Raw genomic sequence first — 26,959 nt, 5'->3', positions numbered from 1 at the left:
TCAGCCCTTCCGGATCTCCCAGAAGCGGAAGACGGTGGAGGCGTCGAGGGTCCACTCGAGGCCGGTGATGTCGTCGCGGGTGACGGCGTACTGCTTGCCCTGCCAGAGCGGGAGCAGCGGGAGTTCCTCGGCGACGAGGTCCTGGAGCTTCCCGTACTCGTCGGCGGTGCCGGCGCGGTCGGTGATGGCGGCGGTCTCCGGGAGGAGGCGGCCGGTGATGGTGGTGTTCTCGTAGTGGTTGCCGAGGACGTTGCCCTCGCCGAAGAAGGGCGAGGTGAAGTTGTCGGCGTCGGGGTAGTCGGGGACCCATCCCTTGACGTAGACGCCGTACTTGCCGGCCGCGATGTCCTTCTCGTACTGGTCGTAGGCGACGGACTTGACGTCGGCCTCGAAGAGGCCGCTCTCGTTGAGCTGGCCGGCGATGGCCTTCAGCTCCTGGTCGGTGGCGGGGCCGTAGCGGCTCGGGGTGGACCAGAGGGTGAGCTTCACCTTGTCGGTGATGCCGGCGGAGCGCAGGGCCTTCTTGGCCTTCGCCGCGTCGGGGGTGCCGTAGGTGTCGTAGAAGGCGGTGTTGTGGCCGGCGATGCCGGCGGGGACGATCGAGTAGAGCGGCGTGGCCGTCGACTTGTAGACATGCTCGACGAGGGCCTCGCGGTCGACGAGGTGGGCGATGGCCTGGCGGACGCCGAGCTTGCCGACGACCGGGTCCTTCACGTTGAAGACGAGGTGCTGGACCTCGGCGCTGCTGCCCTGGATGACCTCGATGCCCTTGTCGTCCGTGGTGTCGGAGGTTTCGAGGGCGGCGATGTCGTCGGCGGAGAGGCCTCGGTAGGCGATGTCCACGTCGCCGTCGCCGAGGGCCTTGGCGAGGGCGGCGCGGTCGCCGCGGTACAGCTTGAGGGTGATCCCGCTGTTCTTGGGCCGGGCGAGCCCGCGGTAGCCGGAGTTGGCGGAGAAGGTGGCCGCCGTCTCGCTGAGGGAGTCCAGCTTGTACGGGCCGGAGCCGGTGGCCTTGCCGTCGGTGCGCAGGGCGTCGGCGGGGTACTCGCGGTGGTCGACGATGGAGCCGGCGCCGGAGGCGATCTTGCTGGGGAAGGTGGCGTCCGGGACCTTGAGGTGGAAGACGACGGTCCGCTCGTCCGGGGTCTCGATCTTGTCGATGGTGGAGAGCAGCGGTGCCGGGCCGGAGGGGTCGGCGATCTTGAGGGCCCGCTCGAAGGAGTACTTGACGTCCTCCGAGGTGAGCTTGTTGCCGTTCGAGAAGGTGAGGCCGTCCCGCAGGGTGCAGGTGTAGGTCTTGCTCCCGTCGGAGAAGCCGCACTTGTCGGCGGCCTCCGGCTCGGGCTCGAAGCCGCCCTTGGGGAAGGCGAGCAGCGACTGGAAGACGTTGTTGAACAGCAGCCAGGAGCCGGGGTCGTAGCCGGCGGCCGGGTCGGTGGCCAGGATCTCGTCGGACATGCCGACGCGCACGCCGTTTCCGGAGCCGCCCGAGCCGCCACCCTGCTCGGTGCCGCAGCCGCTGAGGAGCGCGGCGGACAGGCCCGCGGCGAGCGGGGCCGTCAGCCACTTGGTGTGTGCCTTCACAGAACGTGCCTCTTGATCTCTATGTCAGACCGGCCGCGCCCTGGTGCGCGGCCGGTACCACCGATCCGGACGAGGGGTTAGGCGGTGCCGCGGCCCAGTTCCCAGAGCAGCAGGTCGGAGGAGGTGTTGAGGGCGTACTCGACCCCGTTGAGGTCGTCGCGCGCGGCGACGTACTGCTTGCCCTGCCACAGCGGCAGGACGGGCACGTCCTGGGCGACGATCTTCTGGATCTGCGCGTAGACGGGCGCAGCGGCGGTGCGGTCGGCCAGGCGGCGCGAGCGCGGGATGAGCTGGTCGCGGACGACCTTGTTCACGTAGGGGGTGTTGAGGAAGTTGTCGCTGTCGAGGAAGGGCGCGACGTAGTTGTCGGGGTCCGGGTAGTCCGGGAACCAGCCGAGCCCGTAGACGGCGTAGTCGCCGCGCTTCTGGGCGGTGCGGAACTTCGACCACTCGGAGCCCTGGACGGTGGCGTCGAAGAGTTCCGAGGCGACGAGCTGCTTCTTGATCGCCTCGAACTCCTGGGCGGTCTCGGCGCCGTAGTGGTCGGTGGTGTAGTTCAGGGTCACCTTGACCGGGGTCTTGACGCCCGCGTCCTTGAGGAGCTTCGCGGCGCGGTCGGCGTCGGGCTCGCCGTACTCGTCGAAGAACGGGGTGGCGTGGCCGGTGATGCTGGAGGGGATCAGCGAGTAGAGCGGCTCGGCGGTGGGGCCGTAGACGAGGTTGACCAGGGCGCCGCGGTCGACGACGGAGGCCATGGCCTGGCGGACGGCCTTCTCCTGGACGGAGGGGGCGTTCGTGTTGAAGCCGAGGTAGCGGATCTCCAGGCCGGGGACCTCGGTGATCTCGATGCCGTCCTTGGGCGTCTCGGTGAGGTCCTTGATCTGCTTCTGCGACAGGGAGCGGGCCATCATGTCGATGTCGTCGCTCTCGAGGGCCGCGCCCATGGCGCCGGCGTCGGCGTAGGGGCGCAGTTCGACCTTGTCGTTGCGCAGGGTGATGTCGCCCTTGTAGGCCGGGTTCTTGGTGAAGACGAAGCGGGTGGCCTTCTCGCCGTCACGCTCGACCTTCATGGTGTACGGCCCCGAGCCGTCGACGTCGAAGCCGTCGCGGAGCTTGTCGGCGGCGTACTTGTCCTTGCTGAGGATGCCGGCGACGGGGGTGGAGAGCTTGTGCGGGAAGGTCGCGTCGGGGCTCTTGAGGTGGAAGACGACGCCGTCGGTGCCCTGGGTCTCGACGGTGTCGATGTTCGCGAGGAGGGCGGCCGTTCCGTTGTCCGACTTGATCTTCAGGACGCGCTCGATGGAGTACTTGACGTCCTCGGCGGTGACGGGGGTGCCGTCCGCGAAGGTGAGGCCGGAGCGGAGCTTGCAGCGGTAGCTCTCGCTGGCCTTGTCGGAGAAGCCACAGCTCTCGGCGGCCTCGGGGACGGGCTCGCCGCCGCCGCGGGGCGTGTGCATGAGGGTCTGGACGGTCTGCCGCAGGATGTTCCAGGCGCCGGTGTCGTAGGCGTAGGCCGGGTCGAGCGGGGCGGGGGCGTCCTCGGTGGCGATGAACTGGTCCGTGGTGCCGACGACGATGCCCGCGCCGCCGTCCTCTCCTGCTCCACAGGCGGCGAGCAGCGGGGCGAGCAGTCCGGCCACGGCCGGCAGCACCAGGGTCTTGCGGTTCATCAGGGACGATCTCCTCATCCGGCACTGGGGTACAGCGGTCAGTGGGAACTCCGCCGCCGGCCGCCCGGTCGGGGCGGGAGCGATCGGGCCGGGTGTTGCGATCGGTCCTGTGCTCACGGCGGCTTGGGTGTGCGCCGGTGCACGCGGTTATACGGCGAAGTACTCGCGAAAGATTAGTGGGCGGCGCCGCTAATGCCGGACCGCGGAAGACGGCGGGGGTTGCCGCACAGTGATCATGAATGCGGCCTTCTCGATAGTCATGCGCCGGTGCGACGGGGACGCCCGTACGCGAATCGGGACACATACGGGCAACGGAACACGCCCATTCCGGACGGGAAACGCCGACGGGCCACCCACCGGCGGGCACTCTGCGTGACGAAGGTCACGAGAATTCCCCCTCGGTGAATGGCCCGCTGGATTCCCTCGCGGGAAAACGCATTCGGCCCCGGGGAAGCTCAGATAAAGCTCAGGTTCCCGAGATCAGGGTGCGCAGGAAAGGAACGTCGACCTCTTCGAGAGAGCGCACGACGACCCGGCCGGGAGTGGCCGCGATCGGGGCGACGGAGGGCACCGCGACGACCCGGCAGCCGGCGGCCTCCGCGGCCGCCACACCGGTCGCCGTGTCCTCGATGACGGCGCACAGCGCCGGGTCGGCCCCGACCCCGCTGGCGGCCGTCAGGTACGGCTCGGGGTGCGGCTTGGTGCGTACGACCTCGTCGCCGGCGACGGTCAGGGTGAAGCGGTCACGGCCGAGCGAGGCGAGGACCCGGTCGATGATCCGCCGGTGCGAGGCGGAGACCAGGGCGGTCGGAATGGAGTGCCGGGCCAGCTCGGCGAGCAGCCGCTCGGCGCCCGGCATCATCGGGACGCCCCGGTCGATGCGCTGCTCGAACTTCTCGTTGAGCAGCACGGTGAGTTCGCCGAGGGTGATGTCGGCCCCGGTGGACTCGATGAGGTAGCCCGCGCTGCGGGTCATCGGACCGCCGACGACGACGTCCCGCCAGGCCTCGTCCAGCCGGTGCCCGAGGTCGGCGAAGACCTCGACCTCCGCGTCCCACCAGAACCCCTCCGTGTCGACGAGGGTCCCGTCCATGTCGAGGAAGACCGCCTGCAGGGCGGAGCTGCCGTTCGTACGGAACAGGGACGCGGGGACCGTACTGGTCATCGGCACACCTCCATGAAGGGACGAGAAGGCCGGTCTTCCTCCCCGTACGGGGAGGAAGACCGGCCTGCACTGGACCGACAAGTGTACGTCCCGATCAACGCGGGTGCGTGGATTTGCGTCCGCGCCCGCGGGGACGGTCACCGTGCGTTGAAGTACTTCGCCTCCGGGTGGTGGATCACGATGGCGTCGGTGGACTGCTCGGGGTGGAGCTGGAACTCCTCCGACAGGTGGACGCCGATCCGCTCCGGACGCAGCAGGTCCGCGATCTTCGCGCGGTCCTCCAGGTCCGGGCAGGCGCCGTAGCCGAGGGAGAAGCGCGCGCCTCGGTACTTGAGGTCGAACATGGACTGGACGTCCGCCGGGTCCTCGCCCGCGAAGCCGAGCTCGGCGCGGACGCGGGCGTGCCAGTACTCGGCGAGGGCCTCGGCCAGCTGGACGGAGAGGCCGTGCAGCTCCAGGTAGTCGCGGTAGGAGTCGGACTCGAACAGCTTGGCCGTGGCCTCGCCGATCCTCGAGCCGACGGTGACGACCTGGAGGCCGACGACGTCGGTCTCGCCGGACTCCTCCGGGCGGAAGAAGTCCGCGAGGCAGAGGCGGCGGCCGCGGCGCTGGCGGGGGAAGGTGAAGCGGGTCCGCTCGTTGCCCGCCTCGTCCAGGATGATCAGGTCGTCGCCCTTGGAGACGCACGGGAAGTAGCCGTGGACGACGGCCGCCTCCAGGAGGTTCTCGGTGTGGAGGCGCTCCAGCCAGCCCCGCAGCCGCGGCCGGCCCTCGGTCTCCACGAGCTCCTCGTACGCCGGTCCGTCGCCGGCGCGGTTCTGCTTGAGGCCCCACTGGCCCTTGAAGAGGGCGCCCTCGTCGAGCCAGGAGGCGTAGTCCTTCAGCGGGATGCCCTTGACGACCCGGGTGCCCCAGAACGGCGGGACCGGCACCGGGTTGTCGGTGGCCACGTCGGAGCGGCCGCCGGGCTCCGGCTCGTCGACCTGGAGCGCGGCGGTGGTGGCCTGCTTGGCGACCCGGCGCTGCTTCAGCTCGGGGAGCGTGGCGCCGGGGACGCCGCGCTTGACGGAGATGAGGGCGTCCATGAGGCGCAGGCCCTCGAAGGCGTCGCGGGCGTAGCGGACCTCGCCCTGGTAGATCTCGTGGAGGTCCTGTTCGACGTAGGCCCTGGTCAGGGCGGCGCCGCCGAGGATCACCGGGTACTTGGCGGCCAGCTCGCGCTGGTTCAGCTCCTCCAGGTTCTCCTTCATGATCACGGTGGACTTCACGAGGAGGCCGGACATGCCGATGACGTCGGCGGAGTGCTCCTCGGCGGCTTCGAGGATCGCGGAGACCGGCTGCTTGATGCCGATGTTGACGACGTTGTAGCCGTTGTTGGAGAGGATGATGTCGACGAGGTTCTTGCCGATGTCGTGGACGTCGCCGCGGACCGTGGCGAGGACGATCGTGCCCTTGCCCTCCGCGTCCGACTTCTCCATGTGCGGTTCCAGGTGGGCGACCGCGGTCTTCATGACCTCGGCGGACTGGAGGACGAACGGCAGCTGCATCTGGCCGGAGCCGAAGAGCTCGCCGACCGTCTTCATGCCGTCGAGGAGGGTCTCGTTGACGATGTCCAGGGCGGGCCGGGTCGTCAGGGCCTCGTCGAGGTCGGCCTCCAGGCCGTTCTTCTCGCCGTCGACGATCCGGCGCTTGAGGCGCTCGTCGAGGGGCAGGGCGAGCAGCTCCTCGGTCTTGCCGGCCTTCAGCGACTTGGTGTTGACGCCCTCGAAGAGGGCCATCAGCTTCTGCAGCGGGTCGTAGCCCTCGGAGCGGCGGTCGTAGATGAGGTCGAGGGCGGTGGTGACCTGCTCGTCGTCGAAGCGGGCGATCGGCAGGATCTTCGACGCGTGGACGATCGCCGAGTCGAGTCCGGCCTTGACGCACTCGTCGAGGAAGACCGAGTTCAGGAGGATGCGGGCGGCCGGGTTGAGGCCGAAGGAGATGTTGGAGAGACCCAGGGTCGTCTGGACGTCCGGGCGGCGGCGCTTGAGTTCGCGGATCGCCTCGATGGTGGCGATGCCGTCCTTGCGGGACTCCTCCTGACCGGTGCAGATGGTGAAGGTCAGGGTGTCGATGAGGATGTCCGACTCGCGGATGCCCCAGTTGCCGGCCAGGTCGTCGATGAGCCGCTCGGCGATCGCGACCTTGTGCTCGGCGGTACGGGCCTGGCCCTCCTCGTCGATGGTCAGGGCGATCAGCGCGGCACCGTGCTCCTGGGCCAGGCGGGTCACCTTGGCGAAGCGGGAGTCGGGGCCGTCGCCGTCCTCGTAGTTGACGGAGTTGATGACCGCGCGGCCGCCGAGCTTCTCCAGGCCGGCGCGCAGGACCTCGACCTCGGTGGAGTCGAGGACGATCGGCAGGGTGGAGGCGGTCGCGAAGCGGCCGGCCAGTTCCTGCATGTCGGCGACGCCGTCGCGGCCGACGTAGTCGACGCAGAGGTCGAGCATGTGCGCGCCCTCGCGGATCTGGTCGCGGGCCATCTCGACGCAGTCGTCCCAGCGGGCTTCGAGCATGGCCTCGCGGAACTTCTTGGAGCCGTTGGCGTTGGTGCGCTCGCCGATCGCCATGTACGAGGTGTCCTGGCGGAACGGCACGGTCTGGTAGAGCGAGGCGGCGCCGGGCTCGGGCTGCGGGGCGCGCTCGGGGGGCGTGAGGCCCTGGACCCGCTCGACGACCTGGCGCAGGTGCTCGGGCGTGGAGCCGCAGCAGCCGCCGACCAGCGAGAGGCCGTAGTCGCGGACGAAGTTCTCCTGCGCGTCGGCCATCTCCGGCGGCGTCAGCGGGAAGTAGGCGCCGTCCTTCGTCAGGATGGGCAGGCCGGCGTTCGGCATGCACATCAGCGGCGTGCGCGAGTTGCGGGCGAGGTAGCGCAGGTGCTCGTTCATCTCGGCCGGGCCCGTCGAGCAGTTCAGGCCGATCATGTCGATGCCGAGCGGCTCCAGGGCGGTCAGGGCCGCGCCGATCTCGGAGCCGAGCAGCATGACGCCGGTGGTCTCGAAGGCGAGCGAACAGATCAGGGGCACGTCCACGCCGAGCGCGGTCATCGCACGGCGGGCGCCGATCAGGCTCGCCTTGGTCTGCAGCAGGTCCTGCGTGGTCTCCACGATCAGGGCGTCCGAGCCGCCGGCCAGCAGGCCTTCGGCGTTCTGCTGGTAGCCGTCCCTGAGCACGTCGTACGTGGTGTGGCCGAGCGACGGGAGCTTGGTGCCGGGTCCGATGGAGCCCAGGACCCAGCGCTGCCGGCCGTCCCGGGTGCCGAACGCGTCGGCGGCCTCGCGGGCGATGCGGGCGCCCGCCTCGGAGAGCTCGAAGATGCGGTCCGCGATCTCGTACTCGCCCGCCGCGGAGTGGTTGGAGCCGAACGTGTTCGTCTCGACGCAGTCGACGCCGGCGTCGAAGTACGCCTCGTGGACCGAACGGACGATGTCGGGGCGGGTGACGTTCAGGATCTCGTTGCAGCCTTCGAGGTTCTGGAAGTCCTCGAGGGTGGGGTCCTGGGCCTGGAGCATGGTGCCCATGGCTCCGTCGGCGACGACGACCCGGGTCGCGAGCGCCTCGCGAAGGGCGGCGATGCGGGTCCGGCTGTCAGCGGAAGGGGTCGGCAACGAGGCCATGGATGAGCTCCCTGGGATGCGACGGCTGTCGGCTTTGCGCCCTCGGGGGAGGGTGCACGTGGCCAGCGTAACCGCGCTCGGCCCGGGGTGGACACGGCGTCCCACGAGGCGGACGGCATCCTGTGTGCGGGGACTCCCGGTCCGACCCGTTCTTGACCGACACTGTCAGGTGTAACGCAAGGTCGGCATCGACCGATAGTGTTCAGCATTGTCGAACAACGTGAGAGGGATAAGGGGCCGGGCGATGGCGAAGAACATCCAGTCGCTTGAACGGGCGGCAGCCATGCTGCGACTGCTCGCGGGCGGCGAACGCCGGCTCGGACTGTCCGACATCGCGTCCTCGCTGGGGCTCGCCAAGGGCACGGCGCACGGCATCCTGCGCACCCTCCAGGCGGAGGGCTTCGTGGAGCAGGAGGCGACCTCCGGCCGCTACCAGCTGGGCGCGGAGCTGCTGCGGCTCGGCAACAGCTATCTGGACGTCCACGAGCTGCGGGCACGCGCCCTGGTCTGGACGGACGACCTGGCGCGGTCCAGCGGCGAGAGCGTGCACCTGGGCGTGCTGCACCAGCGCGGCGTGCTGATCGTGCACCACGTCTTCCGGCCGGACGACAGCCGCCAGGTCCTGGAGGTGGGGGCCATGCAGCCGCTGCACTCCACGGCGCTCGGCAAGGTCCTCTCGGCGTACGACCCGGTGGCGCACAGCGAGGTCCTGGAGATCGAGCGGGAGGCGTTCACGCCCCGGACGACCACGGAGCACGACGAGTTCGAGGCGCTGCTCGACCTGGTGCGGGCCCGCGGCTGGGCGGCGGACGCGGAGGAGACCTGGGAGGGCGTGGCGTCGGTGGCGGCACCGATCCACGACCGCCGACGGATGCCGGTGGGCGCGGTGGCCGTGACGGGCGCCGTGGAGCGGCTCCGCCCGGACGGCGAGCTGCGCCCGGAGCTGGTGGCGGCGGTGCGGGACTGCGCCCGCGCGGTGTCCCGGGACCTGGGCGCCGGCCGCTTCTGACACGCCGGGGAGGCACGCCTCCGGACGGCGTACGAGCACGACCGAACCCGTCGGTAACGATCGCGTTATCGGCGGGTTTTTCACGTCCGGGACCCTTGACGCGCTGTTAACCCGGGGGCAAAACTTCCGTTCATCGGTCGGCATTGCCGAACACCTAACGGCAATAGGCGCTAGAGTGTGGCAGCGCCAAGGGCCGGTAACGCCCTCAACACGAGGGCGCGGACCACCGGAGGGACCCGGGGTTCGCCTTCCCCTGGACGAAGGACAAAGGAGTCGCGGGTGTCCAGCTCCGACATCTTCCTCGGCGAGACCATCGGTACCGCCGTACTCATTCTGCTCGGCGGCGGTGTGTGCGCCGCCGTGACGCTCAAGGGCTCCAAGGCCCGCAACGCGGGCTGGCTCGCGATCACCTTCGGGTGGGGCTTCGCCGTCATGACGGCCGTCTACATGACCGCTTCCCTCTCGGGTGCCCATCTGAACCCCGCCGTCACGGTCGGAATCGCGATCAAGGACGGCGAGTGGGGCGACGTGCCCGTCTACATCGCCGGCCAGATGCTGGGCGCGATGATCGGCGCGGTGCTGGTCTGGGTGGCCTACTACGGCCAGTTCCAGGCGCACCTCGCCGACCCCGAGGCCTCGGGCCAGAAGCCGATCGAGGGCCCCGGCCCGGTGCTCGGCGTCTTCTCCACCGGACCCGAGATCCGGAACACCTGGCAGAACCTGGCCACCGAGATCATCGGCACCGTCGTGCTCGTCCTGGCCGTGCTCACCCAGGGCCTCAACGACAGCGGCAAGGGCCTCGGCGTCATAGGCGCCCTGATCACCGCGTTCGTCGTGGTCTCCATCGGCCTCTCGCTCGGCGGCCCGACCGGCTACGCGATCAACCCGGCCCGTGACCTCGGCCCGCGCATCGTGCACGCCCTGCTCCCGCTGCCGCACAAGGGCACCTCCGACTGGAGCTACGCCTGGATCCCGGTCGCGGGTCCGCTGATCGGTGGCGCCATCGCCGCGGGTATCTACAACATCGCGTTCGCCTGAGCCGTCCTTCTTCCAGACCTCCCTTGGAGCACACCGTGACCGACGCACACACCTCCGGCCCGTTCATCGCGGCCATCGATCAGGGCACCACCTCCTCGCGCTGCATCGTCTTCGACAAGGACGGCCGGATCGTCTCGGTCGACCAGAAGGAGCACGAGCAGATCTTCCCGAAGCCGGGCTGGGTGGAGCACGACGCCGCCGAGATCTGGACCAACGTCCAGGAGGTCGTCGCCGGCGCCCTGACGAAGGGCGGCATCGCCGCCTCCGACGTCAAGGCCATCGGCATCACCAACCAGCGCGAGACCACGCTGCTCTGGGACAAGAACACCGGCGAGCCCGTCCACAACGCCCTCGTCTGGCAGGACACCCGCACCGACGCGCTCTGCAAGGAGCTCGGCCGCAACGTCGGCCAGGACCGCTTCCGCCGCGAGACCGGCCTGCCCCTGGCGAGCTACTTCGCCGGCCCGAAGATCCGCTGGATGCTCGACAACGTCGAAGGCCTGCGGGAGCGCGCCGAGGCCGGCGACATCCTCTTCGGCACCATGGACTCGTGGGTCATCTGGAACCTCACGGGCGGCACCGACGGCGGCGTGCACGTCACCGACGTCACCAACGCCTCGCGCACCATGCTGATGAACCTGCACACGCTGGCGTGGGACGAGAAGATCGCCGAGTCGATGGGGGTCCCCCTCAACGTCCTCCCCGAGATCCGCTCCTCCGCCGAGGTGTACGGCAACGTCAAGGGCGGCGTCCTCGACGGCGTCCCGGTCGCCTCCGCGCTCGGCGACCAGCAGGCCGCCCTGTTCGGCCAGACCTGTTTCGCCGAGGGCGAGGCCAAGTCCACGTACGGCACCGGAACGTTCATGCTGATGAACACCGGCGACAAGATCATCAACTCCTACAGCGGCCTGCTGACCACGGTCGGCTACCAGATCGGCGACGCGAAGCCGGTCTACGCCCTGGAGGGCTCGATCGCCGTCACCGGTTCGCTGGTGCAGTGGATGCGCGACCAGATGGGCCTCATCAAGTCCGCCGCCGAGATCGAGACCCTCGCGTCCTCGGTCGAGGACAACGGCGGCGCCTACTTCGTGCCGGCCTTCTCCGGCCTGTTCGCCCCGTACTGGCGCTCCGACGCACGCGGTGTGATCGCCGGCCTCACCCGGTACGTGACCAAGGCGCACATCGCCCGCGCCGTCCTGGAGGCCACCGCCTGGCAGACCCGCGAGATCACCGACGCCATGACGAAGGACTCCGGCGTCGAGCTGACCGCGCTGAAGGTCGACGGCGGCATGACCTCCAACAACCTGCTGATGCAGACCCTCTCGGACTTCCTGGACGCGCCCGTCGTGCGTCCGATGGTCGCCGAGACCACCTGCCTCGGCGCCGCCTACGCCGCCGGCCTGGCCGTCGGCTTCTGGCCGGACACCGACGCGCTGCGCGCCAACTGGCGCCGCGCCGCGGAATGGACCCCTCGCATGGACGCCGACAAGCGTGACAGCGAGTACAAGAGCTGGCTCAAGGCCGTCGAGCGGACCATGGGCTGGATCGAGGACGAGGAGTAATACGACATGACCACCCTGCAGAGCGTCCCTGCCCTCGGGACGCACCCGGCGTCCGGCTCCCTGCCGAGCCGCGCCGAGACCCGGGAACAGCTTTCCAAGGCGACGTACGACCTCCTGGTGATCGGCGGCGGCATCCTGGGCATCTCCACCGCCTGGCACGCCGCGCAGTCGGGCCTGCGGGTGGCCCTGGTGGACGCCGGCGACTTCGCCGGCGCCACCTCCTCCGCCTCCTCGAAGCTCCTCCACGGCGGTCTGCGCTACCTGCAGACCGGCGCGGTGAAGCTGGTCGCGGAGAACCACTTCGAGCGGCGTGCGGTCTCCCGCCAGGTGGCACCGCACCTCGCCAACCCCCTCACCTTCTACCTGCCCGTCTACAAGGGCGGCCCGCACGGCGCGGCCAAGCTCGGCGCCGGCGTCTTCGCCTACTCCGCCCTGTCGGCCTTCGGCGACGGCGTCGGGCACCTGCTCTCCCCCGCCAAGGCCGCGCAAGACGTGCCCGAGCTGCGGACGGACAACCTGAAGGCCGTGGCCGTCTACGGCGACGACCAGATGAACGACGCCCGCATGGCCCTGATGACGGTCCGCGCGGCGGTCGACGCCGGCGCCACCGTCCTCAACCACGCCGAGGTCACCGGCCTGCGGTTCACCCGCGGCCGGGTCACCGGTGCCGAGCTCAAGGACCGCACCAGCGGGGACGAGTTCGGCGTCACCGCCCGCCTGGTGCTCAACGCGACCGGCCCCTGGGTCGACCACCTGCGCAAGATGGAGGACCCGAACGCGGCCCCCTCCATCCGCCTCTCCAAGGGCGCGCACCTGGTCCTCAAGCGGACCTCGCCCTGGAAGGCCGCGCTCGCCACCCCGATCGACAAGTACCGCATCACCTTCGCCCTCCCCTGGGAGGACATGCTGCTCCTCGGCACCACCGACGAGGAGTACGAGGGCGACCCCGGCCAGGTCGAGGTCACCGAGAAGGACACCGCCCAGATCCTGGACGAGGCCGCCTTCTCCATCCGCGACCAGCAGCTGTCGCGTGACCTCATCACCTACGCCTTCGCCGGCCTTCGGGTGCTCCCCGGCGGCCCCGGCGACACCTCCAAGGCCAAGCGCGAGACGGTCGTCACCGAGGGCCGCGGCGGCATGCTGTCGGTGGCCGGCGGCAAGTGGACGACCTTCCGGCACATCGGCCGTACGGTCATGAAGAAGCTGGAGCAGCTCCCCGGCCACCCGCTCGGCGAGGACTACGAGCCGGTCTCGGCGCTGCCGAAGCGGCTGCCGCTGCCCGGCATAGCCAACCCGAACGCGGTCGCGCACCGGCTGCTCGTCGACGGTCCGGCGCCCGGCCCCCGGATGGCCGCCGACACCGCCAAGCACCTGGCGACGCACTACGGCTCGCTCTCGTTCGAGATCGCCCGGATGGCGAACGAGAACCCCGAGCTGGCCCGCCGCATCCACCCGGACGCGCCGGAGATCTGGGCGCAGGTCGCCTACGCCCGCGACCACGAGTGGGCCGAGACGGCGGACGACGTGCTGCGCCGCCGCACCACGCTGACGATCCGGGGCCTGGCCACGGACGAGGTCCGCGCCGGCGTCGAGTCGATGCTCCGCAAGTAACCCGCTTGTCCCCAGGGGCGGTTCCTCTTCGAGGAGCCGCCCCTGCGGCATGCCACAAGCCGTCCACACGGCCGCAACACTCGGCGCGCAGAGTGGGGTCATGAAGTTTCAGGTGCTCTCGATCGTCCACCACTCCCCGCACCCCCTGACCGGTGAACTGCTCAGCGCCGCCGACCGGTTGGAGCAGGTCGTCTCGCTCGGCGAGACCGCCGAGCGCCTCGGCTTCGACGCGTACGCGGTCGGGGAGCGGCACGCGGGCCCGTTCCTCTCCTCGGCCCCGACCGTCCTGCTCGCCGCGCTCGCCGCGCGCACCGACCGGATCAGGCTGCTCACCGGCGTCACCGTGGTCGCGATCCTGGACCCCGTCCGGGTCGCCGAGGACTACGCCACGCTCGACCAGCTGTCCCGGGGCCGCCTCGAGCTCGTCGTCGGCAAGGGCGCGGAAGCCGGGCACTTCGACCTCTTCGGCCTGGACGAGGAGCGGCAGTGGGACCTCCAGAAGGAGAAGTACGAGCTCCTCCGCCGTCTCTGGACGGAGGAGGGAGTCGACTGGGAGGGCGAGTTCCGGCCCCCGCTGAAGAACGTCACCACGGTGCCCCGCCCGTACGCCGGCCCGCCCCGGATCTGGCACGGCTCGGCCACCAGCCTCAACTCCCCCGAGCTCGCCGCGAAGCACGGCGACCCGCTCTTCACCGCAAACGCGATCCAGCCGCGCGAGGCGTACGCGAGGCTCATCGCCCACTACCGCGAGAAGTTCGAGGAGCACGGCCACGACCCGGCCCACGCGCGCGTGGCGGCCGGTTCCGGGGGCCTGCTCATCGCCGACACCGCCGAGCGGGCGGTCGCCCGCTACAAGGACCTGTACGAGGCGAAGATCAGACAGAGCTTCAGGCCGCACCTGGAGGGCAGGGCCGGGTACAACACGCCGTTCCGCACGATCGAGGACGCGATCGCCGACGGCCCCCAGCTGATCGGATCGCCGCAGCAGATCATCGACAAGATCCTCGGTTACCACGAGCACTACGGGCACGACCTGCAGTCCGTGACCGTCGACACGTTCGGCCAGTCGACGGCCGAGCAGACGGAGACGCTCCAGCGCTTCGCGGAGGAGATCGCGCCCGTCGTGCGGAGGGAGGCGCCCAGCTCGCTCTGGGAGGAGTGAGACCGCCGTGTGCGGAGGGGAGTTCCTGGGTAGTCGATCAAGGCCGCACGGGTTTTCGGGGATGTCCGGGGGCTGCGGACGGGCCACCGGAAAGCCGTAAGGTTGGTCCGTACGACAGGAACTTCGAAAAGGAGGCGCTGGGTGATCGAGCTCGAGGGGGTACCCGAGCTGATCGACCCGGTCATGGTGGCCGCGTTCGAAGGCTGGAACGACGCCGGCGACGCCGCCTCCACCGCGGTCGCCCATCTGGACCGGGAATGGAAGGGCGAGGTCTTCGCGGCGCTCGACGCCGAGGACTACTACGACTTCCAGGTGAACCGGCCCACGGTCTTCCTGGACAACGGCGTCCGGAAGATCACCTGGCCGACGACCCGGCTCTCCGTGGTCCGGGTCGGCGGCGAGAAACCCCGTGACCTGGTGCTGGTCCGCGGGATCGAGCCGTCGATGCGCTGGCGCTCCTTCTGCAACGAGATCCTCGCCTTCGCGCACGAGCTGGGCGTGGAGATGGTGGTGATCCTGGGCGCCCTGCTCGGTGACACCCCGCACACCCGGCCGGTCCCGGTCAGCGGCGTGACCTCCGACCCGGACCTGGCGCGCACGATGGACCTGGAGGAGACCCGGTACGAGGGCCCGACGGGCATCGTCGGCATCCTCCAGGAGGCGTGCACGCACGCCGGCGTGCCGGCGGTGAGCCTGTGGGCCGCGGTGCCGCACTACGTGTCGCAGCCGCCGAACCCGAAGGCGACCCTGGCGCTCCTCAACCGTCTCGAGGACCTGATCGGTCTGCGCATCCCGCTGGGCGAGCTGCCCGAGGACGCGCGGGCCTGGCAGGTGGGCGTGGACCAGCTGGCCGCCGAGGACAGCGAGGTCGCCGAGTACGTGCAGACCCTGGAGGAGGCACGGGACACGGCGGAGCTGCCGGAGGCCTCGGGCGAGGCGATCGCCCGCGAGTTCGAGCGGTACCTGCGGCGCCGCGAGCCCGGCACCGGGCCGGGCCCCGGCCTGGCGACGGACGGCGGGGACTCCCCGTTCCTGCGGGAGTCCGGCAGCGGCCGGACCCGGCCGCCGAAGCCCGAGCAGCCGGGGCCGGAGGCGGTCCCGGGCGCGGAGCAGCCGGATCCCGGGCCCGCACCGGACGCGGAGGCGGCCGGCGGACCTGCCGAGGAGCGGGGCGCCGAAGCGGCTGAGGGGCCGGGCGGCGAGCCCGGGCCGTCGGACGGGGACCCGGGCACCGAGCCCGGGCCGCCCGCCGGGAACGCGGGCGGCGACGCCGAGGAGTGAGCCGTACGGGAGGGGTGGCGCGGCCGCCCCTCCCGTACGGCTTTCCGGCTTCGGGCGCGCCGGGCCGGGGATCAGACCCGCGGCACGGACACCACGTCGTACGCGGCGGTGGTCGGGTCGGGGTCCAGGCCGAACCGGGCGTTGGGCAGGTAGACCCGGTCGCCCCAGGCCGCCGCGGTGGTCGGGACGCGGAACCGCTCCGGGTCGGTGATCCGGGCGATGGCGGTGCCGCGCGATCCGGTCGCGTCGAGCCGGACCACGTCGATCTGGTTGATCGCCTGCTGGACGACGTACAGGTCGCGGCCGAGGAGCAGCAGACCGTCGCCGTGCGGGATCTTCAGACCGCCGAGGTCGACCGTGCGGGCGGTGCCCGTGCGCGGGTCGACGCGCAGGAGCGTGCCGCCGTCCTTGAAGACGTTGACCACGAGCAGGGCCCGGCCGTCGGGGGTGCGCTCGATGCCGTTGGCGGTGAAGTCGCCACCCTGCGCCCAGTCGCCGCCGAGCGGGACGGTCGTCACCGCGTCGCCGGGTTCGCCCGTGCGGTCGACGTCCAGCCGGTACAGCTGGGGCTGGAAGGAGTCGGTGAACCAGGCGGCGCCCGGGGTGAGGACGACGTCGTTGACCATGGTGGTGTCGGCGCCGAGGCCGGTGAAGTTTCGGAGGAGCGCGCCGGAGCGGGCGTCGACCACACGGATCTCCCGGCTCCAGCCGCCGGAGAGGAAGAGCCGCCGCTCGGCCCGGTCGATCTTGAGCCCGACGGTGCTGTGCCCGTCGCCGAGGCCCTGGTGGACGATCCGGCCTTCGCCGGTCGCCAGCGAGGCGCGGTGGACGGCGCCGTTGCCGAGCGAGCCGAAGTAGGCGTACGGGCTGTGGCCGATGGCGATGCCCTCCGGCTGGAAGCCCTGCGGGAGCGGTAGCTCGGTCGGCCACCGTCCGCCGAGTGCGGCCGCCTGCGCCGTGCCCGCGGCGAGGGGGCCGGTGAGAGCCGCCGCGCCGAGGGCGACGGCGGCTCCCAGGAATCCTCTGCGTGCGAGGGGATGCTGCACTGAGTGCCCTTTCGTACAAACGGTCTATTGGCACTCGCAGCCCATCACAACACGCTTTCGCCTCAGGGGACTTGGCTGATTCTCGCGGATGCGAGGCCTAGATCAGCCACAGCTCAGACGGGCTGCCGCCCAGTCCCCGTGGTCTCCGCTCTTGGATCCGTTGGTGTCCGTGATCCGCAGCCGGAGGTGTCGCGCCCCGGTCACGTCGACGTTCACGGGCAGGGTCGCGGAGGCGCCGGTCAGCCGGGGCGAGGTCCACAGGACCCGGCCGTCGGCCTCGACGGAGAAGGCCACGTCCCCGTAGCCGTCGATCTCGTCGTCGATGCCGACGTCGGCCGTCAGGGCGGTGCAGCGGCCGCCCAGGTAGACCTCGATGTCGGAGTCGGCGTGGGCGCCGATCCCCTTGGCGTAGGCCTTGCCCGCGAGGGTGAGGGTCCGGCCGTCGGCCGCACCGGACTCGCCGTTGGAGCGGTCGCGTTCCGGCGGCCCCCAGCCGTTCGTGGAGCGCAGCCAGACGAGGTCGCTCGCCCAGGCGTCGCCGGTGGGCGGCGGGGGCATCACGCCGACCGCGAGCCGCTGGGAGGCGGTGCTGTCGGTGCCCGCGGCGCGGTGCCTGGCGGTGGCCGTGAGGGTGACCTCGCCGGGCTTCGCGTCCGCGGCGGGGATGACGCCGACCTGGACCCGGCGGGTGGTCCCGGCCGGGACGCGGGCGAGCGGCGCGGCCGGGGTGACCTGCCAGCCGGCCGGGACGTCGAGGGAGACCCGTACGTCGGTGGCGTCCCTGCTGCCGGCCGTGACGTCCACGGCGACGGTGCCGGTCGCGCCGGCCCCGAGCTCCTGGCCGGTGGGTGCGGCCAGGACCGCGGAGGCACCCGGTACGGCGCCGCCGACCGCGCTGGTGTCGGTCAGCCGCAGCTGGAAGCCGCGGTCGGTGGGCAGGGCCGCGGTCTTGACCCGGACCACTCCCCCGCGCTCGTCGCGGTCGTACCACCAGCCCTCGGCGGCGGCCTCGAAGGCGGCGCGGGAGGTGAGGCCGGTCAGCCTGCGCCCGTCGAGCCGGACGCTGCCGGGGGCGTCGCCGGTGTGGACGGTGAAGGCGTACGGCCGGGCGGCCGGCTTGCCGGTGTACGTGCCGGTGCTGGGGCCGACGCTGACGGAGACGTCGCCGGGGCCCGCGTTCGGGGCGCGGACCTCGGCGCGCTGGGTGGCGTACCTGCCGGAGCGGTGCTCGCGGGTGACGCCGTCGTCCTCGTACAGCTCGAAGGACGAGACGCCCTTGGGGTAGACGTCCCAGGCGAGCGGGTCGCCGGGGGCGCGGTCGGTGTACGAGCGGATGTCGCCGGGCCACATCGGCACGGCCGCCCCGGCCCGTACGAAGAGGGGCAGGGTGTCGAGCGGTGCGCTGTAGTCGTCGAGGGTCACCGGGCCCTGGTGGACGCGGCCGCTCCAGTAGTCGATCCAGGTGCCCTCGGGCAGGTAGATGCCGTCGCGTTCGACGGCGTCCTGGTAGACGGGCGCGACCAGGAAGTCCTCGCCGCTGAGGAACTCGTACTTCGCGGCGTCGCTCGCGGCCTTCGGGTCGTCCGGGTACTCCAGGGCGAGCGGCCGGGCCAGGCCGACGCCGGTCTTCGTGGCCCGGTGGGCGTGGCTGTAGATGTACGGGAGCAGGGCCTCGTGCAGCTTGAGGGAGGCGCGGTTGATCGTGGTGTACGGCTCGCCGTAGCGGAAGGGCTGCTTGTCGTTGGCGGCCCAGCCGTCCATGGTCATCGTGACGGGCAGGAAGGTCTTCCACTGGAGGTCGCGGGTGTACGTCTTGGCGCTGCCGCCGAAGATGCCGTCGACGTCACCGGTGGTGTAGGCGAGGCCGGACATGGACGCGCCCGCGTAGGTGGGTATCTGCCAGCGGATGTACTCCCAGCTGCCGGCCTGGTCACCGGACCACTGGACGCCGCAGCGCTGGGCGCCCGACCAGCTCTCGGGGGCCCAGGTGAAGCCCCGGGCGTCGCTGTTGGCCTCGATGCCGGCGTGGGCGTCCTTGCAGCCGTCGAGGGCGAACTTGTAACCCTCGCCGACCCAGGCGACGTCGAGCTTGGCGACCCGCTGGCCGGCCTTGACCTGGTCGCCGAGCCGGTCGATGCCGTCCTCGGTCCACAGGCCCAGCTTCATGCCCCGCTCACCGAGTCCGGCGGAGGCCTCGGCGAGGTTCTCGTAGCCGCAGCCGTAGCCGTCGTTGACGAGCATCCAGCCGTTGGGCATGTCGTGCTCGACGTAGCCGTCGGCGACCTTCAGGGCGTCGAGGGTGTGGCGCTCGCCGCGGTTGGCGTTGTGGAGGTAGCAGTCGGCGTCGCCGATCTCCAGGCCGTACACGGGCGGCATGAAGGGCTTGCCGGTGAGCCGGGTGTACTGGCCGATGACGTCCTTGGCGGCGTCGCGGCCGGTGCCGGTGAAGTAGTAGGCGTCGAAGCGCCGTTCCTTCGCGGTGGTGGTGACGGGCTCGGTGAAGGCGTACGTGTTGGGGGCGTAGGTGTTGCGGTAGACGCCGTAGCCGGCGGAGGAGAGGTAGAAGGGGACGGAGTTGGGGTGGCCGCCGTCGTTCCAGTTGTAGTCGACGCCGACCTCGACGGTCTTGCCGCGGTGGGAGGTGTTGCCGCGGCCGTTCTGCATCCCGGCGCCGTAGAACTGCTCGGTGGCGCCTCGGGCGAGGGTCTGGACGGTGCGGTCCTGGTTCCAGGTCAGCCCCTGGGTCTCGCTCCACAGGGGGGTGCCGTCGGCGCGTACGGCCGCGAAGCGGAGCGGAGCCTTGTAGGCCCGCAGGGTCACGTCGGCGGTGCCGAGTTCGTACCGGTCGCCGAGGTCGCGCCAGTGGGTGGCGGGCGGTGCTCCCTGGGGCAGGGTGATGTCGGTGCCGGTGGGGTCGGTGAACCTGCCGTCGGGGGCGAGTTCGATGCGGAAGGTGTCGGCGGTGACGAAGGAGACGCGGGCCTCGGCCTGGCCGGCGGTCAGCCGGTAGACGGGGCCGTCGGCGGCGAAGCCCGTGACGTCGCCGACGGTGATGTCGGACGGCTCGGCCGTGGCGGTGGCACCGGGTCCCGTGAGGGTGGCGACGAACCCGAGGAGTGCACCGACGACTGCAGCTCTCATGCGCATTGATGATTGCATGGTGCCTATTTAGCGCAGATTCGAGCATCGCGACAGGACAAAAAGGAACCGCCCCCGGACTTCCTGAAGAAGTCCAAGAGCGGCGCCTCGAACGGGAGTTGTACGGATCGCCCGCTACAGGGCGACACCCAGGAGCGCGTCGACGGCGCGGGAGACGAGTCCGGGGGCGGATTCGTCGTCGCCGCCGTCGGCCGTCTGGAGCGCGGCCCAGCGGTCCACCGCGGCGAGCGCGGTGGGGGTGTCCAGGTCGTCGGAGAGCGCCTCGCGGAGCTCCTCGACCAGCGCGTCGGCGGGCGTGCCGTCGGGGCGGGACACGGCGGCGCGCCAGCGGCCGAGGCGCTCCACGGCGTCCTGGAGCACCTGGTCGGTCCACTCCCAGTCGTCGCGGTAGCGGTGGGAGAGGAGCGCGAGCCGGATGGCGGCCGGGTCGACGCCGTCCTTGCGCAGCTTCGAGACGAAGACCAGGTTGCCCCGGGACTTGGACATCTTCTCGCCGTCGAGCGCGACCATGCCGGCGTGGACGTACGCCTTGGCCATCGGGTACTCGCCGGTGAGGGTCTGGGCGTGGGAGGCGCCCATCTCGTGGTGCGGGAAGATCAGGTCCGAACCGCCGCCCTGCACGTCGAAGCCCATGCCGAGGTGGTCGAGGGCGATGGCGACGCACTCGATGTGCCAGCCGGGTCGGCCGGGGCCCAGGCTGCCGCCGTCCCAGCTCGGCTCGCCCTCGCGGGCGGCCATCCAGAGCATCGGGTCGAGCGGGTTCTTCTTGCCGGGGCGCTCCGGGTCCCCGCCGCGCTCGGCGGAGAGGTGGCGCATCAGCTCGGTGTCGTAGTTCGAGACCTTGCCGAAGTGCGGGTCGGCGTCGACGGAGAAGTAGACGTCGCCGTCCAGCTCGTAGGCCGCGCCCGAGTCCCGGAGCCGCTCGACGAGCGGGACGATGCCCGGTATGGCCTCGACGGCGCCGATGTAGTGCTGCGGGGGCAGCATCCGCAGGGCGGTCATGTCCTCGCGGAACAGGGCGGTCTCGCGCTCGGCGAGGCCGACCCAGTCGATGCCGTCGCGGATCGCGCGCTCGAGGAGCGGATCGTCCACGTCCGTCACGTTCTGGACGTAGTGCACCTGCCGCTTGGTGTCGAGCCACACGCGCTGAACGAGGTCGAACGCGTTGTAGGTCGCCGCGTGACCCATGTGGGTCGCGTCGTACGGCGTGATGCCGCAGACGTAGATACGGGCGACGGGGCCGGGGGCGAGGGTGACTCGTCCGCCGGTCGCGGTGTCGTGGATCCGGAGGTCGCGGCCCTTGCCGGGAAGGGCGGGGACCTCAGAAGCGGGCCAGGCATGCATGACCCGAGCGTAACCGGACAGGTGTTCCGGATACGAACCGGATCGGGGATCTTGACCGATTAGGCGCTCTTGCGGGTCGGAGGCGTGCGTGCATACCCCCCAGGGGTGCATACCCGCCTCGGCGCCTTGGCCGAAACCTTTCGGCCCGGATCAGACCGGGGGCCAGGGGATCGCCGGCCACCGGCCCGAGGGCTCCGGGTGCCGCCCGGTCGTGCGCAGGGCCTCCACGCGGGCGCGTACCGCCGCCACCTCGGCGCCGGTCAGCAGTTCCGCCAGACGGGCGGCGAGCGGCGCTCCCGGGGCCAGGGAACCGGCGAGCCGGTCGAGCACCCCGGCCGCCTCGGCGGGCAGCTCCTCGCCCGCCCAGCCCCACAGCAGCGTCCGCAGCTTGTCGTCGACGTGGAAGGTGACCCCGTGGTCGATGCCGTACAGCCGGCCGTCCGGCGCCGGCAGCAGGTGCCCGCCCTTCCGGTCGCCGTTGTTGATGACGGCGTCCAGGACGGCCAGCCGCCGCAGCTCGGGCGTGTCCGCGTGCACCAGCAGGGCCGTGCGGTCCTCGTCGACCTGGGCGGGCCCGACGGCCTTCCAGCCCTCGCCGGCCTCGTCGTCCTCGGTGAGGGCCAGCAGCCGCGCCCCGGGGTCCGCCTCGACCCACAGCTGGACCATGCCCTCCCCGTACGGCCCGTCGCGCAACACCGTCGGCGGGATCAGCCCCCAGCCGGTGGCCTCGGAGAGCTCGTACGCGGCGACCTCGCGCTGCGCCAGGGTGCCGTCGGGGAAGTCCCACAGCGGCTGCTCCCCCGCGACCGGCTTGTAGACGCAGGCCGCCTCACGGCCCCCGTACGCGACGGAGCAGTACAGCACGGCGTTGGAGGCCTCGCGGACCCGGCCGCGCACGGTCAGCTCACCGCGGGCCAGCAGCTCGGCGTCCTGCGGGATCGAAGGGCTGCTGCTCATGCGCCGCGGCGGTATCCGTTCTGGCGCGGGCAGACGTGCCCCTCGGGGTCGAGCGGCAGACTGCACAGCGGGCACGGCGGACGGCCGGCGTTGACGACGTCGAGGGCCCGCTTCGCGAAGGCCCGGGCCTGGGCCCCGCTGAGGCGGACCCGCAGCATCGGCGGGCCGTTCTCCTCGTCCTGCAGCAGCCGCTCCTCGGCCTCGGCGAGGTCCTCCTCGGAGTCCACGTCGAGCTCCACGAGGGCCTGTGCCTCGACGATCATGCGCTGCTCCTCGCCGTCCCAGGCGAGCGCCATGGTGCCGACCCGGAACTCCTCCTCGACGGGCGCGTCGAGCGGCGCGGTGTCGGAGATCTCGGCCGGGGCGACCGCGGGGACGGGGGCGTTGCCCCCGGTGCGGCGCACGACCTCGTCGAGGAGTTCGTCGATGCGCTCGGCGAGTGCGGCGACCTGTGTCTTCTCCAGGGCGACGCTGGTGACCCGGCCGGCCGCGGACGCCTGGAGGAAGAAGGTGCGGCGGCCAGGCAGCCCGACCGTGCCGGCCACGAAACGCTCCGGTGGGTCGTAGAGGAACACCTGACGGGACACGTTCCCGACTCCCTTGCGTCTCGACGGTCGTACTACAGCGGCGCGTCCACCCTACTGCGCAAGGGGATCACGGTGCGCCCGCACCACCACCGACCTCCGCCGTCCCGCTGCTGTCGGGGTGGTCGCGGGGCGCGAGGGCGGCGAAGTCGCCGGTGTCGCCGAGGCGGAGGAGGAAGGGCCGCAGGCGTGTGTAGCGGATGACGGTGACCGAGCAGGGGTCGACGTGGACGCGCTGGAAGAGGTCGAGGTGGAGGCCGAGGGCGTCGGCGACGATCGACTTCACGATGTCCCCGTGGGAGCACATGAGGTACGTGGCGTCCTCGCCGTGCTCGGCCTCGACGCGGGCGTTCCAGTCGTGCACGGCCTCGACGGCGCGGTTCTGCATGGCCCGCATCGACTCGCCGCCCGGGAAGGCGGCGGCGGAGGCGTGCGCCTGCACGACGTCCATCAGGGGCTCGTCGTTGAGCTCCGCCAGCTTGCGGCCCGACCAGTCGCCGTAGTCGCACTCGTTGATCCGGTCCTCGACGTGCAGAGGGAGCTCCGGGCGGGCGTCCAGGAGCGGGCGCAGCGTCTCCCGGCAGCGCTGGAGGGGACTGCAGACGGCGGCGGCGAGCGGAACGCCCGCCAGGCGCCCCGGCAGGGCCGCGGCCTGCGCGGCCCCGCGCTCGTCGAGCGCGATCCCGGGCGTGCGCCCGGCGAGTACCCCGGAGGTGTTGGCGGTGGAGCGTCCGTGCCGGACGAGGATCAACGTGGCCATGCGGGCCAGCCTAGGGCCTGCCCGGCCCTGATCCGCCGGAGAGGCCCCAGGCCGCCGCGGCCGCACGGTGCGGCCCGGAGGGTGAGCCGAGCCTCACACGCGTGCGTGGCCGGGGCCGGAGGAGCCGGCGCCGGACGCGCGTGCGGAGGTGCGCCGGCGCCGTGCGCGCGCGTGGCGCCGGAGGTCGTCGCCCGCGATCGCACGCGTGCGCGGCGGAGGCGTTCGGGGGAGAATGCGCCGCGTGATCGTGGACTCTGCCATCTACCGCGACGGGCGCCGCACGGACGGACCCGCCGACCTCTCCGACGCGCTGGAGGAGGCCCGGGCGACCGGGGACGCCTTCCTGTGGGTCGGGTTGCACGAGCCCACGGCGGCGGAGTTCGACCATGTCGCCTCCGAGTTCGCGCTGCATCCGCTGGCCGTCGAGGACGCGCTGAAGGCCCACCAGCGACCCAAGTTGGAGGTCTACGACGACTCGCTGTTCGTGGTGCTCAAGCCGGTCGTGTACGAGGCGAAGAGCGACCGGGTCTCCTCGGGCGAGCTCATGATCTTCATGGGCGACTCGTTCGTGGTGACCGTCCGGCACGGCGACGGCGCGCCCCTGATGGCGGTGCGCAAGCGCCTGGAGGCCGACCCGGAGGTCCTGAAGCACGGGCCGACGGCGGTGCTGTACGCGGTGAGCGACGCGATCGTGGACCACTACCTCGACGTGACGGCCGAACTCCAGGTGGACCTGGAGGAGCTGGAGGCGGACGTCTTCGCGCCGTCCGGCGGCAATCCGGCGAACACCGCCGGACGGATCTACACGGCCAAGCGCCAGGTGCTGGAGTTCCGCCGGGCCAGCGGTCCGCTGGCCGGGCCGATGGCCCGGCTGACGGCCGGCTCGGTGCCGTTCGTGAACGAGGAGGCGCAGCCCTTCTTCCGCGACGTCAACGACCACCTGCTGCGCTCCAACGAGCAGGTGGAGGGGCTCGACCGGCTGCTGTCCGACGTGTTGTCGGCCCATCTCGCGCAGATGGGGGTGCGCCAGAACGACGACATGCGGAAGATCTCGGCGTGGGCCGCCATGGCCGCCGTCCCGACGATGGTCGCCGGGATCTACGGCATGAACTTCGACCACATGCCGGAGCTGCGGTGGACGTGGTCGTACCCGGCGGTGATCGTCGTGATGACCGGCATCGTCATCACGCTGTACCGGATGTTCAAGCGGCGCGGCTGGATGTGAGACCTCCCGCCTCGGGCCTGCTCAGAAGGCGGGCGCGGGGCTCACGGGGCCGCCGAGGGCGTTCAGCCGCTCGGGCATCCGCAGGTCGACCATCCTGTGCCAGCCGGCGGCCCGCTCGTACGCGTACACGGCGCGGATCCCGGCGGAGAGGGCGGCCGCCTTGGGCTTCGGCCATCTCAGGATGCGGCCCATGTGGCGCATCACCGCGAGGCTGACGTCGCGGTAGACTTGGATCTCGACGAGGGCGGACTCGCGCAGGGTCCGCTGGATGAGCCGGCCGTGGCCCTGGCGGGCGAGCCGGAGCAGTTCCTCGTGGCAGTAGGCGAGGTGGTTCGCCTCGTCGTTGTCGATCATGTGGATGGCCTTGCCCAGTTCGGGGTGGTCCCCGAAGTACGTGACGAGCATGTCCATCTGGTCGGCGGCGCGCTGCTCGGTGACCCGGCTGTGGGCGAGGTAGACGATGACGTCCTCCTCGGTCAGCGGCCGGTCGGCGCGGAGCTTCTCGTGCGCGAGGCCGACCCCCCGCTCCTCGAGCAGCATCGTGTAGTCGGTGTCCGCCGGGACCGGGACGGGGTCGAGGCCGCGCTTCTTCATCAGCGCGTTGAAGATCCGGCCGTGCTTGTCCTCGTCGGCGCCGTGCCGGGTGATCTTGGGTGTGAGGTCCCGCATGCCGGGCGCGACGAGGGCCGCGATCCGGGCGTTCTCCCAGCCGCCCTGGGCCTCGCCGCTCGCGGCGATGGAACAGAAGAGCCGGAAGGACTCGTCGTTGTCGATGATTTCCTGGAACAGGCCCTTGGCCGTGAGCATCGCCGCCACCTCCGTGCGGACGCCCGTACTGCGGTACGTCCGGGAGAACGAGTCAAGTCCGGTCCGGCGCGTCGGGCAACAGCAGGGCACGGCGACTCGGCCGAAAGAGTGAGACTCGGAGGCGTAACCGCGGGCCCCGCGGAGGCGTTGTGCTGCATGACGGCCGTGGCGGGGAAGACCCCCGAGCCCCCACCACGGCCGCAGAAAACTCCTCTCGGACGAGGCCCTCGTCCGGTCCTCGGGGTTACGCCAGGCCGGCGCGGTCCATCGCCTCGACGCCCGCCCGCAGGGCCGCGAGCCGCTCGTCGAGGGTGAAGCCGGCCGGGGCGAGGGTGAGGGTGGTGACGCCGGCCTCGGCGTAGGCCGTCATCCGCTCCGCGATCCGCTCCACGGAGCCGAGCAGGGTGGTCTGGTCGATCAGGGAGTGCGGCACGGCGGCAGCGGCCCCCGCCTTGTCGCCGGCCAGGTACTTGTCCTGGATCTCGGCGGCCTCCTTCTCGTACCCCATCCGCCGCGCGAGCTGGTTGTAGAAGTTCTGCTTGCGGCTGCCCATGCCGCCGACGTACAGCGCGGTGTACGGGCGGAACACGTCGGCGAGGGCGTTCACGTCCTCGCCCAGGGCGAGCGGCAGGGTGGGGCAGACGTCGAAGCCGTCCATGGTCAGGCCGGCCTTCTCCCGGCCCGCCCGCAGGTGACGGAGCGCGGTCTCCTCCAGGTGGTCGGCGGAGGGGAAGATCAGCAGGGCGCCGTCGGCGATCTCGCCGGTCTGCTCCAGGTTCTTCGGGCCGATGGCGGCGATGTACAGCGGGATGTGCTCGCGCTGCGGGTGGACCGTGAGCTTGATCGGCTTGCCCGGACCGCCCGGGAGCGGCAGGGTCCAGTGCTCGCCGTCGTAGCTGAGGCGCTCGCGGGTCATGGCCTTGCGGACGATCTCGACGTACTCGCGCGTCCGGGCGAGCGGCTTGTCGAACTTCACGCCGTACCAGCCCTCGGAGACCTGCGGTCCGGAGACGCCGAGGCCGAGGCGGAAGCGGCCGCCGGTGAGCGAGTCGAGGGTGGCGGCGGTCATCGCCGTCATGGCGGGCTGCCGGGCCGGGATCTGCATGATCGCGGAGCCCACGTCGATCCGCTCGGTCTTCGCCGCGACCCACGCGAGGACGGTGGGGGCGTCGGAGCCGTACGCCTCCGCCGCCCAGCAGACGTCGTAGCCGAGGCGGTCCGCCTCCTGGGCGACGGCGAGGTTGTCGCCGTCCATGCCGGCGCCCCAGTAGCCGAGGTTGATGCCGAGCCGCATTCCACGCACCCCTTACCCATCGGTAACGTCTCTGTGGGCGGGACTCTA

The 26,959-nt window shown here is 71.3% G+C and carries 19 protein-coding genes; 7 read left to right on the top strand and 12 right to left on the bottom strand.

Translation table 11 applies throughout. The features are described 5' to 3' along the window. From OO54_RS20350 to metH, 4 genes are all read right to left on the bottom strand, one after another. Window positions 1–1,584, bottom strand: a complete 1,584-nt coding sequence (locus OO54_RS20350) for an ABC transporter substrate-binding protein (protein WP_033204986.1) — start codon at window positions 1,582–1,584, stop codon at window positions 1–3. Window positions 1,585–1,661: 77 nt separating this feature from the next. Beyond that, window positions 1,662–3,254 (bottom strand): ABC transporter substrate-binding protein, encoded by a 1,593-nt coding sequence (locus OO54_RS20345; RefSeq protein ID WP_033204985.1) that lies wholly within the window; start codon window positions 3,252–3,254, stop codon window positions 1,662–1,664. Between the two features lie 466 nt (window positions 3,255–3,720). After that, entirely contained in the window at window positions 3,721–4,419 is a 699-nt protein-coding gene (locus OO54_RS20340; RefSeq protein ID WP_033204983.1) for an HAD family hydrolase, read from the bottom strand. A 137-nt stretch (window positions 4,420–4,556) separates the two neighbouring features. After that, window positions 4,557–8,072 carry a methionine synthase gene (gene metH / locus OO54_RS20335; protein ID WP_033204982.1) on the bottom strand — a complete coding sequence of 1,172 codons (3,516 nt, stop codon included), beginning with the start codon at window positions 8,070–8,072 and terminating at the stop codon, window positions 4,557–4,559. A gap of 244 nt (window positions 8,073–8,316) precedes the next feature. Here metH and OO54_RS20330 point away from each other — a divergent pair, with 244 nt between their 5' ends. The 6 genes from OO54_RS20330 to OO54_RS20305 all read left to right on the top strand — a co-directional run bounded on the left by OO54_RS20330 (window position 8,317) and on the right by OO54_RS20305 (window position 15,735). Continuing rightward, window positions 8,317–9,081: an IclR family transcriptional regulator gene (locus OO54_RS20330; RefSeq protein ID WP_033204981.1), complete on the top strand. Its 765-nt coding sequence runs from the start codon at window positions 8,317–8,319 to the stop codon at window positions 9,079–9,081. Window positions 9,082–9,360: 279 nt separating this feature from the next. Continuing rightward, complete coding sequence (locus tag OO54_RS20325; protein ID WP_033204980.1) at window positions 9,361–10,119, top strand: MIP/aquaporin family protein; 759 nt, start codon at window positions 9,361–9,363, stop codon at window positions 10,117–10,119. Between the two features lie 35 nt (window positions 10,120–10,154). Continuing rightward, a complete protein-coding gene (gene glpK, locus OO54_RS20320; RefSeq protein ID WP_033204979.1) occupies window positions 10,155–11,681 on the top strand; it encodes a glycerol kinase GlpK in 1,527 nt (508 codons plus the stop codon). A gap of 6 nt (window positions 11,682–11,687) precedes the next feature. Next, the gene (locus OO54_RS20315) at window positions 11,688–13,292 is read left to right on the top strand and encodes a glycerol-3-phosphate dehydrogenase/oxidase (protein ID WP_017241676.1); all 1,605 of its coding nucleotides are present in this window, start codon (window positions 11,688–11,690) and stop codon (window positions 13,290–13,292) included. 100 nt (window positions 13,293–13,392) lie between these two features. Further along, on the top strand, window positions 13,393–14,454 hold the full coding sequence (locus OO54_RS20310; RefSeq protein ID WP_033204977.1) for an LLM class flavin-dependent oxidoreductase: 1,062 nt from the start codon (window positions 13,393–13,395) through the stop codon (window positions 14,452–14,454). A 141-nt stretch (window positions 14,455–14,595) separates the two neighbouring features. After that, window positions 14,596–15,735: a PAC2 family protein gene (locus OO54_RS20305; protein WP_078905272.1), complete on the top strand. Its 1,140-nt coding sequence runs from the start codon at window positions 14,596–14,598 to the stop codon at window positions 15,733–15,735. Window positions 15,736–15,806: 71 nt separating this feature from the next. On the opposite strand, the gene OO54_RS20300 is transcribed toward OO54_RS20305, so the two are convergent. The 6 genes from OO54_RS20300 to OO54_RS20275 all read right to left on the bottom strand — a co-directional run bounded on the left by OO54_RS20300 (window position 15,807) and on the right by OO54_RS20275 (window position 23,585). Beyond that, window positions 15,807–16,781, bottom strand: a complete 975-nt coding sequence (locus OO54_RS20300; RefSeq protein ID WP_033204976.1) for an NHL repeat-containing protein — start codon at window positions 16,779–16,781, stop codon at window positions 15,807–15,809. 102 nt (window positions 16,782–16,883) lie between these two features. After that, a complete protein-coding gene (locus OO54_RS20295) occupies window positions 16,884–19,940 on the bottom strand; it encodes an NPCBM/NEW2 domain-containing protein (protein WP_033204975.1) in 3,057 nt (1,018 codons plus the stop codon). A 114-nt stretch (window positions 19,941–20,054) separates the two neighbouring features. Further along, on the bottom strand, window positions 20,055–21,284 hold the full coding sequence (gene mshC / locus OO54_RS20290) for a cysteine--1-D-myo-inosityl 2-amino-2-deoxy-alpha-D-glucopyranoside ligase (protein ID WP_033204973.1): 1,230 nt from the start codon (window positions 21,282–21,284) through the stop codon (window positions 20,055–20,057). 150 nt (window positions 21,285–21,434) lie between these two features. After that, window positions 21,435–22,241, bottom strand: a complete 807-nt coding sequence (locus tag OO54_RS20285) for an SCO1664 family protein (RefSeq protein ID WP_033204972.1) — start codon at window positions 22,239–22,241, stop codon at window positions 21,435–21,437. After that, entirely contained in the window at window positions 22,238–22,828 is a 591-nt protein-coding gene (locus tag OO54_RS20280; protein ID WP_053194492.1) for a DUF3090 domain-containing protein, read from the bottom strand. Before OO54_RS20280 ends, OO54_RS20285 begins: the two co-directional genes overlap by 4 nt. A 67-nt stretch (window positions 22,829–22,895) precedes the next feature. Further along, window positions 22,896–23,585 (bottom strand): histidine phosphatase family protein, encoded by a 690-nt coding sequence (locus OO54_RS20275; protein ID WP_033204969.1) that lies wholly within the window; start codon window positions 23,583–23,585, stop codon window positions 22,896–22,898. 232 nt (window positions 23,586–23,817) lie between these two features. Here OO54_RS20275 and corA point away from each other — a divergent pair, with 232 nt between their 5' ends. Continuing rightward, entirely contained in the window at window positions 23,818–24,810 is a 993-nt protein-coding gene (gene corA / locus OO54_RS20270) for a magnesium/cobalt transporter CorA (RefSeq protein ID WP_033204968.1), read from the top strand. 21 nt (window positions 24,811–24,831) lie between these two features. Here corA and OO54_RS20265 read toward each other — a convergent pair whose 3' ends face one another. Further along, window positions 24,832–25,617, bottom strand: coding sequence for a hypothetical protein (locus OO54_RS20265; RefSeq protein WP_033204967.1), 786 nt, complete (start codon window positions 25,615–25,617; stop codon window positions 24,832–24,834). 244 nt (window positions 25,618–25,861) lie between these two features. Continuing rightward, window positions 25,862–26,911 (bottom strand): LLM class F420-dependent oxidoreductase, encoded by a 1,050-nt coding sequence (locus tag OO54_RS20260; protein WP_033204966.1) that lies wholly within the window; start codon window positions 26,909–26,911, stop codon window positions 25,862–25,864. Window positions 26,912–26,959 lie beyond the last annotated feature (48 nt).

This window comes from Streptomyces wedmorensis (genome assembly GCF_000716445.1).
In the GTDB taxonomy this organism is placed as follows: Bacteria; Actinomycetota; Actinomycetes; order Streptomycetales; family Streptomycetaceae; genus Streptomyces; species Streptomyces wedmorensis.
The sequence above is the reverse complement of the archived record's forward strand: the minus strand, read 5'-3'. Positions and strand labels throughout refer to the sequence as shown.